6 protein-coding genes are annotated in these 9,956 nt (G+C 63.6%); 3 read left to right on the top strand and 3 right to left on the bottom strand.

Annotated elements, in window-relative coordinates; genetic code table 11:
- Nucleotides 1-244 precede the first annotated feature (244 nt).
- Nucleotides 245-1,315 (bottom strand): BMP family ABC transporter substrate-binding protein, encoded by a 1,071-nt coding sequence (locus tag AC13EY_RS15995; protein WP_147811324.1) that lies wholly within the window; start codon nucleotides 1,313-1,315, stop codon nucleotides 245-247.
- A gap of 240 nt (nucleotides 1,316-1,555) precedes the next feature.
- Entirely contained in the window at nucleotides 1,556-2,605 is a 1,050-nt protein-coding gene (locus AC13EY_RS15990; RefSeq protein ID WP_228247720.1) for an MBL fold metallo-hydrolase, read from the bottom strand.
- Nucleotides 2,606-2,828: 223 nt separating this feature from the next.
- Between AC13EY_RS15990 and AC13EY_RS15985 the strand changes: the two genes are divergently transcribed.
- On the top strand, nucleotides 2,829-3,935 hold the full coding sequence (locus AC13EY_RS15985; RefSeq protein ID WP_228247719.1) for an efflux RND transporter periplasmic adaptor subunit: 1,107 nt from the start codon (nucleotides 2,829-2,831) through the stop codon (nucleotides 3,933-3,935).
- Entirely contained in the window at nucleotides 3,936-7,004 is a 3,069-nt protein-coding gene (locus tag AC13EY_RS15980; protein WP_228247718.1) for an efflux RND transporter permease subunit, read from the top strand.
- A 12-nt stretch (nucleotides 7,005-7,016) separates the two neighbouring features.
- Here the strand turns inward: AC13EY_RS15980 and AC13EY_RS15975 are convergent, their stop codons facing one another.
- Nucleotides 7,017-8,732: a sulfatase-like hydrolase/transferase gene (locus AC13EY_RS15975; RefSeq protein WP_228247717.1), complete on the bottom strand. Its 1,716-nt coding sequence runs from the start codon at nucleotides 8,730-8,732 to the stop codon at nucleotides 7,017-7,019.
- Nucleotides 8,733-8,868: 136 nt separating this feature from the next.
- Between AC13EY_RS15975 and AC13EY_RS15970 the strand changes: the two genes are divergently transcribed.
- Nucleotides 8,869-9,753 carry a pirin family protein gene (locus AC13EY_RS15970; protein ID WP_482876211.1) on the top strand — a complete coding sequence of 295 codons (885 nt, stop codon included), beginning with the start codon at nucleotides 8,869-8,871 and terminating at the stop codon, nucleotides 9,751-9,753.
- Nucleotides 9,754-9,956 lie beyond the last annotated feature (203 nt).

Genomic DNA, 9,956 nt, shown 5'->3' with positions numbered 1-9,956 from the left:
GAGCTCGATAAGGACGATACGTGGCGACTGCTCATCGAGGCCCGCAGCACTGTGCTGCACACTGAGGCCGGATATACGACAGACAACCTGCTCTTGCCGTCAAAAACTGATGCCTTGCAATGAGGGAGGAGACCATATACGACCCTCCCGGCCCATAAAAAAACCCGAGCATTGCTCGGGTTTTTCGTTGCCTGCGGTTCACCGTCGACGTGTGATGGGCACGCTGCCGGTGTAGTGCATGTGCTTACTTCGGAATGGAGGCGGTCATGCCTTCGACGTACCAGTCCATGCCGGCCAGTTCTTCGTGGGTCATTTCCACGCCGTCGGCCACGCGCAGGGTGCCGCTCTGGTCGTTGATCGGGCCGGTAAAGGGGTGGAATTCGCCGCTGCGGATCGACTCGATAACGCTGTCGACCTTGGCGCGTTGCTCTTCGGTCAGCTTGTCGCTGATGGACTCGATCTTGATCACGCCATCGTGGATGCCGCCCCAGTAGTCAGACGATTCCCAGGTGCCGTCCATAACGTCCTGAACGCTCTTGATGTAGTACGGACCCCAGTCGTTGACCACGGACAGCAGGTGCGCTTCAGGTGCGAAGTGGCTCATGTCGGAAGCCTGACCAACGCCCCATACGCCACGCTTCTGGGCTGCCAGCAGCGGTGCCGGGCTGTCGGTGTGCTGAACGATAACGTCGGCGCCCTGGTCCATCAGGGTGTTGGCAGCGTCAGCTTCCTTGGCCGGATCGAACCAGGTGTTGACCCACACGACTTTCAGCTCAACATCCGGGTTGACCGCCTTGGCGCCCATGTAGGTGGCGTTGATGTCGCGGATAACTTCCGGAATCGGGAAGGAAGCAATGTAGCCCAGCACGTTGCTCTTGGTGACCATGCCGGCAGCGGTGCCGGTGACGTAACGGCCTTCGTAGGTTACGGACAGGTAGGTGCTCAGGTTGTCAGCGCGCTTGTAGCCGGTCGCGTGCAGGAAGGTCTTTTCCGGGTAGTCGGCGGCGACGCGGGCAGTCGGATTCATGAAACCGAACGATGTGGTGAAGATCACGTCGTTGCCGGCCTGGGCCAGACGACGGATGGTGCGCTCGGCGTCGGCGCCTTCGTTGACGTTTTCAACGTAGGTGGTTTGCACCTTGTCACCGAAATGGGCTTCCAGCTCCTTGCGGCCCTGGTCGTGCTGGTAGCTCCAGCCGTGGTCACCGATGGGACCAACATAAACAAAACCGACTTTCAGCGGGTCATCTGCTGCCATGACCTGCAGCGGCATGACGAGTGCTGCTGCCAGAGCGAGTGTGCGTTTGAAACTCATGAATGCTTCTCCTGGGATCTAGTTGTTGGCGACCGTTCCGCGTCCGTTGGAGCGGGGCCGATCTTTCCCTGCAGCAAAAAACTGGCCATTTGTTCAGGAAATGACGAAAAATTTTAGCCGTCCGCCGGGCTCGCCGCCAGTACGACGTTCTTCGCGCGCAGGCATGGCAGGAAATGGCAGCACGCCAACCCGGATAATGCACCAATCTGAAGCATTATCCGGGCTGGCGCACCGAGTCGGTCAGCCCTGCGGCAGGGCCAGCCAGCCGCCGCGCAGGCTGGCAACCTGCGGTCTGCCCTTTTCGCGCAGGATGTTGGTGGCCAGCGCAGAGCGTCTGCCCGAGCGGCAAAGGGCGACCACCGGCAACACATCCGGTATGTCGGCAATGCGCTCGTGCAGGCTGCCGACCGGAATCTGCAGGGTGTCGCCAAGGTAGGCCGGCAGAGGCTCCTGCTCCCACTCGGCGGGCTCGCGCACGTCGAGCAGGGTCACGCCATTGCGGTGTGCCATCAGCCACTCCAGCCCCACCTCCGGCACGCCGGCGTAGGTGATGCGCAGGTCGTCGCACCAGTCCTGCTGCAGCGGCAGCTGGTCTTCCGGCGGCTTGCCGCTGCGCAGGTTGGCCGGGACTGCCTCGTCGATGCGTTTGGGGTGGGGCAGGCGCAGGGCGTCCATGTAACCGACAAAGTCGCTTTCGTTGGCCTGGCCGCCGACCCGGGCGTTGAAGGCGCGCTCTTCACCGATGCTGCTCTGGGTCCGGCCGTTGTAATCGTGGGCCGGATACACCTGACAGCTGTCGGGCAGGCTGAACAGCTGCTCGGTGATCGAGTGGTAGAGGGTGTGCGGGTTGCCCTGCTGGAAATCACTGCGTCCGCAGCCACGAATCAGCAGTGCATCGCCGGTAAACACCATCGACTGATCGGCGAGAACGTAGCTCATGCAACCGTCGGTGTGGCCGGGGGTGGCACGGGCTTCCAGCTCGACGCCTTTAACGCCGAAGCGCTGGCCGTGGTGCAGCGGCAGGTCGACATACTCGGCGTTGATGACCGCGGCCGATGCAATCTGGCAGCCGGTTTTCTGCTTCAGCAGCCAGGCGGCGGTGACGTGGTCGGCGTGAGCGTGGGTGTCGACCACCAGCTTCAGGGTCAGGCCCAGCTCCTGCAGCAGTGACAGGTCGCGGGTGGTCTGCTCGAACACCGGATCAATCAGCAGGGCTTCGCCGCTGGCCGGGTCGCCCAGCAGGTAGGTGTAGGTAGAGGAAGCAGCGTCGAACAGTTGGCGAAACAGCATGGTCACCTCACGGCAGTACGATTAAGGTCAAAACAATATATAAAAAAATAGATTGAAGGTTGCCAGAGTGCAAGCCCGAATGTTGCGGCACTGGGTCGCATGGCAGAAAAAGCCGACAAAATGGCCGGGAATGGTCAGGATTAACCGCCATGTAGCGTTTTGTAGCCCTATAATGCCGTCAGCTATTTTTCCTTCTTTTTGCCATCTACGTCACAGGTTACCTATGGATTGCGTCGCACGCTGGATTGCCACAGGTCTTTCGGCCATTGTCGTTGCCGCCTCGCTCGCAGGCTGTTCCGAACCGCCCGCCCCGCAGGCGGACAAGCCCCGGCCGGTCAAGCTGTTCACCGTCACGGAGCCGGGTGCGGAGCGCATCCGCGAGTTTCCGGCGCGGCTGAAGGCACCTGAAGAGGCCCAGCTGTCCTTCCGTCTGGGTGGCGAGTTGCAGAGCCTGGAGGTCCATGAGGGCCAAAAGGTGCAGCGCGGTGATCTGATCGCCCGTCTGGACGATACCGACTACCGGCTCAAACTCAGTGATCGCCAGGCCAGCTACGATCTGACCCGCAGCCAGCTGACGCGGATGGAGCAGCTGGTTGAGCGGCAGATGGTGTCGCAGGCCGAATACGACCAGCGCAAGGCGCAGTTCAACTCGGCCGAGGCGGCGCTCAATCTGGCGCGCCAGGAGCTGGCCTACACGCGCATTACCGCCCCGTTTGACGGCGTGGTGGCCCGCACCCACGTTGAGCAGTTCCAGGTGGTGCAGCCGAACCAGCCGATTGCCACCCTCTACAGTGGCGACAGTATGGACGTGGTGTTCCAGTTGCCGGAAAACCTCTTGAGCAACCTGCGCCGCGACCTGCAGCCGGCCGAGCTGCGCTCCAAGGTGCGGCTGGACAACTACCCCGAGGCGCTGATTGACGCCGACTACAAGGAGTACGCCAGCCAGCCGGACCCCTCGACCCTGGCCTATGACGTTACCCTGAGCATGCCGATCCCCGATGGTCTGGTGTTGCTGCCGGGCATGAGCGCCACCGTGATCGTCAACTTTGCCGAGATCAGCCGCCAGGCCGAGATTCCGGTTGTGGTGCCGGTAGAGGCGGTATTCAGCCCGGACAGCGAAGACAGCGAGCATCGCCAGGTCTGGGTGGTCGCCGAGCAGGACGGCGCGCTGCAGGTTGTTGCCCGCGCCGTGACGGTCGGCCAGCTGACCCGCGACGGTATCGAGGTGCTGACCGGCCTGCAGGCCGGCGAGCGAATCGTCGCCGCCGGCGGCGCTGAGCTGAGTGACGGTCAGGTGGTGCGCCCCTGGGTTCGTGAGCGGGGGCTGTAAATGAACATAGCCGCATACTTTATCCAGCGCCGGGTCACCAGCTGGCTGGTGGCGCTGCTGCTCGGTATCGGCGGGATCATCGCCTTCCTGGATCTGGGGCGGCTGGAAGACCCGGCCTTTACCCTGAAGATGGCGATGGTCATTACGCCCTACCCCGGCGCCTCCCCGCAGCAGGTTGAGGAGGAGCTGACCTACCCGCTGGAAAACGCCATTCAGCAGCTGCCGTATATCGACACCATTACCTCCACCAGCAGCGCCGGGCTGTCGCAGATTATTGTCGAGGTGCAGAAACAATACGGCCCGGACCAGTTGCCGCAAATCTGGGACGAGATGCGCCGGCGCATCAACGACCTGCGCCCGAATCTGCCGCCGGGCGTCAGCGAGCCGCAGATTCAGGATGACTTCAGCGACGTCTACGGCACCTTCATGATGATCAGCGGGGACGGCTACGACTACCGCGAGCTGCGTGACTACGCCGATTACCTGCGCCGCGAGCTGGTGCTGGTCAACGGCGTCGGCAAGGTCTCTCTGGCCGGCGTGCCCCAGGAGCAGGTGCACCTGGAAATCTCGCGTGCGCGGATGACCGCGCTGGGCATCGCCCCGCAGCGACTCTACGACCTGCTCAGCCGGCAGAACGTGGTCTCCGATGCCGGCCGCATGCTGGTCGGCAGCGAGTCGATCCGCCTGCATCCGACCGGTGAGTTTCAGGATGTCGAGGAACTGGAGCGGCTGATCATCAGCCAGCCCGGCAGCTCCAAACGTGTGTATCTGGGCGATGTGGCGCGGGTCAGCCGCGGCTTTGCCGAAACCCCGACCAGCCTCTACCGAGCCCAGGGTCGGGCCGCGCTGGGGCTGGGCGTATCCTACGCCGCCCACGTCAACGTGGTCGATGTGGGTAACGCGGTCGCCGCACGCCTGGCCGAGCTGGACGCAGAGCGCCCGGCCGGCATGCACGTCGACGTGTTCTACAACCAGGCGGACGAGGTGGAGCAGTCGGTCGGCGGCTTTGTCTGGAACTTCCTGGCCTCGGTGGCCATCGTCGTGGTGGTGCTGCTGGTCTTCATGGGCCTGCGCAGTGGCCTGCTGATCGGTCTGGTGCTGGCGCTGACGGTGCTCGGCACCTTTATCTTCATGCAGATGCTGGGGATCGAGCTGCAGCGCATCTCGCTCGGCGCTCTGGTGATCGCGCTGGGGATGCTGGTGGACAACGCCATCGTCATTGTCGAAGGCATTCTGGTCGGCCGCCAGCGCGGCCAGACCACCCTGCAGGCCGCCGGCGACATCGTGCGTCAGACCAACCTGCCGCTGCTCGGCGCCACCGCCATCGCCATCATCGCCTTTGCCCCCATCGGGCTGTCGGACGACTCCACCGGCGAGTACTGCCTGTCGCTGTTCCAGGTGCTGCTGATCTCGCTGACCCTGAGCTGGGTTACCGCCATCACCCTGACCCCCTTCTTCGCCAGCCTGTTCTTCCGCGATCAGACCGCGCAGGGCGAACAGGGCGAGCCGCAGGACCCTTACCGCGGCATCGTCTTCGTGCTGTACCGCAAACTGCTCGCCGCCGCCCTGCACCACCGGGTGCTGACGCTGATCATGCTCGCCGCCTTGCTGGTGGTCGCGGTCGGCGGATTCAGTCAGGTGCGCAAAAGCTTCTTTCCGCCGTCCAATACGCCGATGTTCTTTGTCGATGTCTGGCTGCCCAAGGGCAGCGACATTCGCTACACCGAGCAGGTGGTGGCCGAGATTGATCGTCATGTGCTGGCGCAGGACGGCGTGACCGAGGTGACGTCGACCATCGGTCAGGGCGCGCTGCGGTTTATCCTCACCTACTTCCCCCAGCGCATTCACGCCAACTATGCCCAGCTGCTGGTACGCACCGAGCAGCGCGACCAGATCGCCCCGCTGATTGCCCAGCTTGACGAGTACTTCAAGCAGCAGCACCCGACCGCCAAGGTCAAGCTCAAGCAACTGATGCTCGGCCCCGGCAGCGACAGCAAGATCGAAGCCCGCTTCACCGGGCCCGATCCGCAGGTGCTGCGTGCGCTTGGCGCGCAGGCGATCGACATCATCAAGGCCGACCCGGTCGCCGATGCCGTGATGCACGACTGGCGCGAGCGCACCAAGCTGGTCCGCCCGCAGTTTGCCGAGGCGCAGGCGCGTGAACTGGGGGTCGACAAGCGTGATCTGGATACCCTGCTGAGAATGAACTTCAGCGGCGTCAACGTCGGGCTTTACCGTGACGGCACCCGCATGCTGCCCATCGTCGCCCGTACCCCGGCAGACGAGCGCCTGGATGCCAGCACCCTCAACGACCTGCTGGTCTGGAGCTCGGCGCGCAGTACCTATATTCCGATCACCCAGGTGGTCAGCGGCTTTGTCACCGACTGGGAGGACCCGCTGATCCTGCGCGAGGACCGCAAGCGCACCCTGACCGTGCAGGCCGACCCCAGCATCATCAGCGGCCAGACCGCCGCCGAACTGTTCGCCCGCATCCGTCCGCAGGTCGAGGCGATCGAGCTGCCGCGGGGCTACAGTCTGGAGTGGGGCGGGGAATACGAAAGCTCGCGAGATGCCCAGAAAGCGGTGTTCGGCAGCCTGCCGCTTGGCTATCTGGCGATGTTCCTGATCACCATCCTGCTGTTCGACTCGCTCAAGCGCGCCGCCATCATCTGGCTGACCGTACCGCTGGCGGTGATCGGTGTGACCCTCGGCTTTTTGCTTACCGGTATCCCGTTCGGCTTTATGGCGCTGCTGGGCTTCCTCAGTCTGAGCGGCATGCTGGTCAAGAACGGCATCGTGCTGGTTGATGAAATCCGCCTGCAGATCGACTCCGGCAAGGAGGCCTACAGCGCCCTGGTGGACTCGGCCATCAGCCGGGTACGCCCGGTCTCGATGGCCGCGCTGACCACCATCCTCGGCATGGCGCCGCTGCTCACCGACGCCTTCTTCCAGAGCATGGCCGTGGTGATCATGTTTGGTCTGGGCTTTGCCACCGTGCTCACGCTGGTGGTGCTGCCGGTGATCTACAGCCTGTTCTACAAGATCCCGGTCGAAGGGCGGCGGGTCTGACCCCGCACCCGATCAGCCAGGATCTGCTGGCTGATCGGGTGCGGGCAGCGTGCGCTGGGCCGGGCCCTGCAGCCACTTGCTGAGCAGCATGGGTTCGCTGAACTGCAGACCCTCACCGGACTCTTTCACCTGCATGATGCTGTTATCGCCGAGCAGCAGCTTACCCTTGACGAAGTGCACCGCCGGATCGGCGTTGGGATTCACTACCCGCGCGCCCAGGCGCTGGGCCAGCCACAGACCGGCCTCGTAGTGACTGACCCAGCGCTGGCCGGCCAGATCGTCCAGCGCCCCCTGTGGTGCATCCCGTGCCAGCACCATCACCGGTACGTCTACCACCGGCGGCAACAGCCGGTTATGGCCCCAGACCTCGTTCTCGCCGAGCAATTGCCCGTGGTCGCCGGTAATCAGCAGATAGCGCTCGCCTTCCAGCTGATCGAACTGGGCGACAATATCGGCGACCACATCGTCGAAGTAGCGCACCGCATTGTCATAGGCATTACCCTCGCGCACGTCACGGCTGAGCGGACCGTCTGTGGGCCAGCGGGCAATCGGCTCGTCGTGGTTCTCGTAGTTGTGATCGTACGGGCTGTGTGCAGTGCGCAGGTTGATCATCACCAGGTTGCGCTCGCCCCACTGCTTGCGTGGCAGCAGGTCGCTCAGGGCGTGGTCCTGCCGTTGGGAAAACAGCAGCGGAAAGTCCTCGCGGGTAATCGACACGTCGATAAACCGCTTGCCGGCAAAGGTCAGCAGCTTGGACTCCTGGGATGACAGCCAGAAGGTATTGAAGCCCTGCTCGCGGCCCAGCCGGAACAGGTTGTGCGGCTGCTCGCGCAAGAGATGATTCTGGCCCGGCTCCCGAATCAGGTTCAGAAATACCGGCAGGCTGACCGCCGTGGAGACGCCCGCGGCAATGCCCTGGCGTACCAGCAGTTCTCCGTCGTCCCTGAGCCGGGACAGGAATGGCGTGGTATCGCGCTGGTAGCCCATGACGCCCAGCCGGTCGCTGCGCAGCGAGTCGGCCATCACGATCCAGACGTGTTTTGCCGTGGGCGCGGCAAAGCTCACCTGGTAGGGCTGGAACGGGCTCTGCGGCAGTGCCTGCTGCTCACGGCCAGCCAGGTTCACTGCGTAGAAGGCAAAGCTGTTCAGGCTGTTGTGCAGCGACGAGCGGGTCGGCCCCGGCATGAAGTGCGTCATGTCGCGGTAGGTTGCCCGGTAGGGTTTGGCTGCCAGCACGATCAGCACCAGAATCCAGCCCACCCAGCGCGCACGCGGAGAGATCCGTGGCGTCAGGCTCATATGCAGCACAAACAGCGCGCCGTAGGGCAGCAGCACACTGGGCAGCACATGCCAGTGATTGCCGAGCTGGGCAACGGCGGTTTGCTGCACATCGGCGAACTCCCCGAACAGCCCGCTCAGGTCGGAGGGCAGCAACGGCATGCCGGTGTAGGCCATGTTGCCCAACTGGATCAGTTGCATGCCTGCCAGCAGCGTCAGCACCAGTGCAGTCAGCCAGCGGTTGGCAGCCAGCCACAGGCCGAGGCTGAACAGCCATAGCACCAGCACGTAGCGTAGCTCCAGTTCGGCGTGATTGATGCTGGTAAACCACTGCTGGATAACGTCGTCAGCGAGCAGCAACAGGCAGCTCAGGGTGGCAAGTAGCGGGAGGTAGCGGGCCGGCAGATAGCGCCGGGTCAGATGGCGGGATGGCAGACTCTGTTCCTGCATGGCATTGCCTCGGGCCGCGGGTGGCCGCATGATCGTTATTCGCGTTGAAACACCGACCGTGGAGGCGTGCCCGAGTTTCCGCGCCGTGTGTATCGAGTTATGTCGCCCGGCGACCCAGCAACGGAGGAACCGTCCCATGCCGACACCTGCACCACAGCGAATCGTGGCCCGCACTGCCGAAATCGGCGGCACCCTGCCAGTCAACCGGGTGCTGCCCACCCGCCAGCGCCGCCAGATCGGCGCCTGGTGCTTCCTCGACCACGCCGGCCCCGCCCGCTTTGAATCCGGAGAAGGCATGCACGTGGGCGCCCACCCGCACACCTGCCTGCAGACCTTCACCTGGATGATCGAAGGCGACGTGCTGCACCGCGACAGCCTCGGGAATGAGCAACTGATTCGCCCAGGCGAAGTCAACCTGATGACCGCAGGCCGCGGCATCAGCCACACCGAAGACTCCACCGACGCCACCGACCGCCTCCACGCCGCCCAACTGTGGATCGCCCTGCCTCCGCACATGGCCGACGCAGAGCCCGCCTTTACCCACTATCCGGATCTGCCCAGATGGCAGCAAAAGGGCATCGACTTCACCCTGCTGGTCGGCGAGTTTGCCGGCCAGACTTCCCCGGTCGAGGTCTACAGCCCGCTGCTCGGACTGGATATCCACAGCCCCAGCGGCGGCAGTTGCGAACTGTCCCTCAATCCGGCCTTTGAACACGGCCTGCTGGTGATGGAAGGTGAACTGGAGTTCAACGGCGCGCATTTCGCCGAAAACGAACTCGCCGCCCTAGACCCCGGCACCAGCATCCTGCACCTGACCCTAACCCCCGACAGCCGCCTGATTCTCATCGGCGGAGAGCCGGCCGAGAAGGTGCTGATGTTCTGGAATTTTGTTGGCTATAGCCGGGAGTACATCATCGAAGCAACGCAGGAGTGGCAGGCCGAGTCTGCGCGCTTCGGCAAGGTGGTGGGGTTTGATGGGGAGCGGTTGGCGGCGCCGGCGTTGCCGTGGCGGAGTGGGTGATCGACGTTGCATCGTTGATCGCAACTGCGCCATAGCTTCCCTTTCTCACCGTTGCTGATCGTTCCCACGCTCTGCGTCACTAGTGTCCGGTAAAAAAACGCGGGGGCGGCTCCAGCCCCCGCAACCGCACATTATTCGTTGATAATCGGCCTTCAAGACTCGATTTGAACGGCCTGACATGTTTTCACAAACCCGGTTTTCCC

This window comes from Halopseudomonas sp. L-58, assembly GCF_056859475.1.
This window is presented reverse-complemented; position numbering and strand designations above follow the sequence as displayed.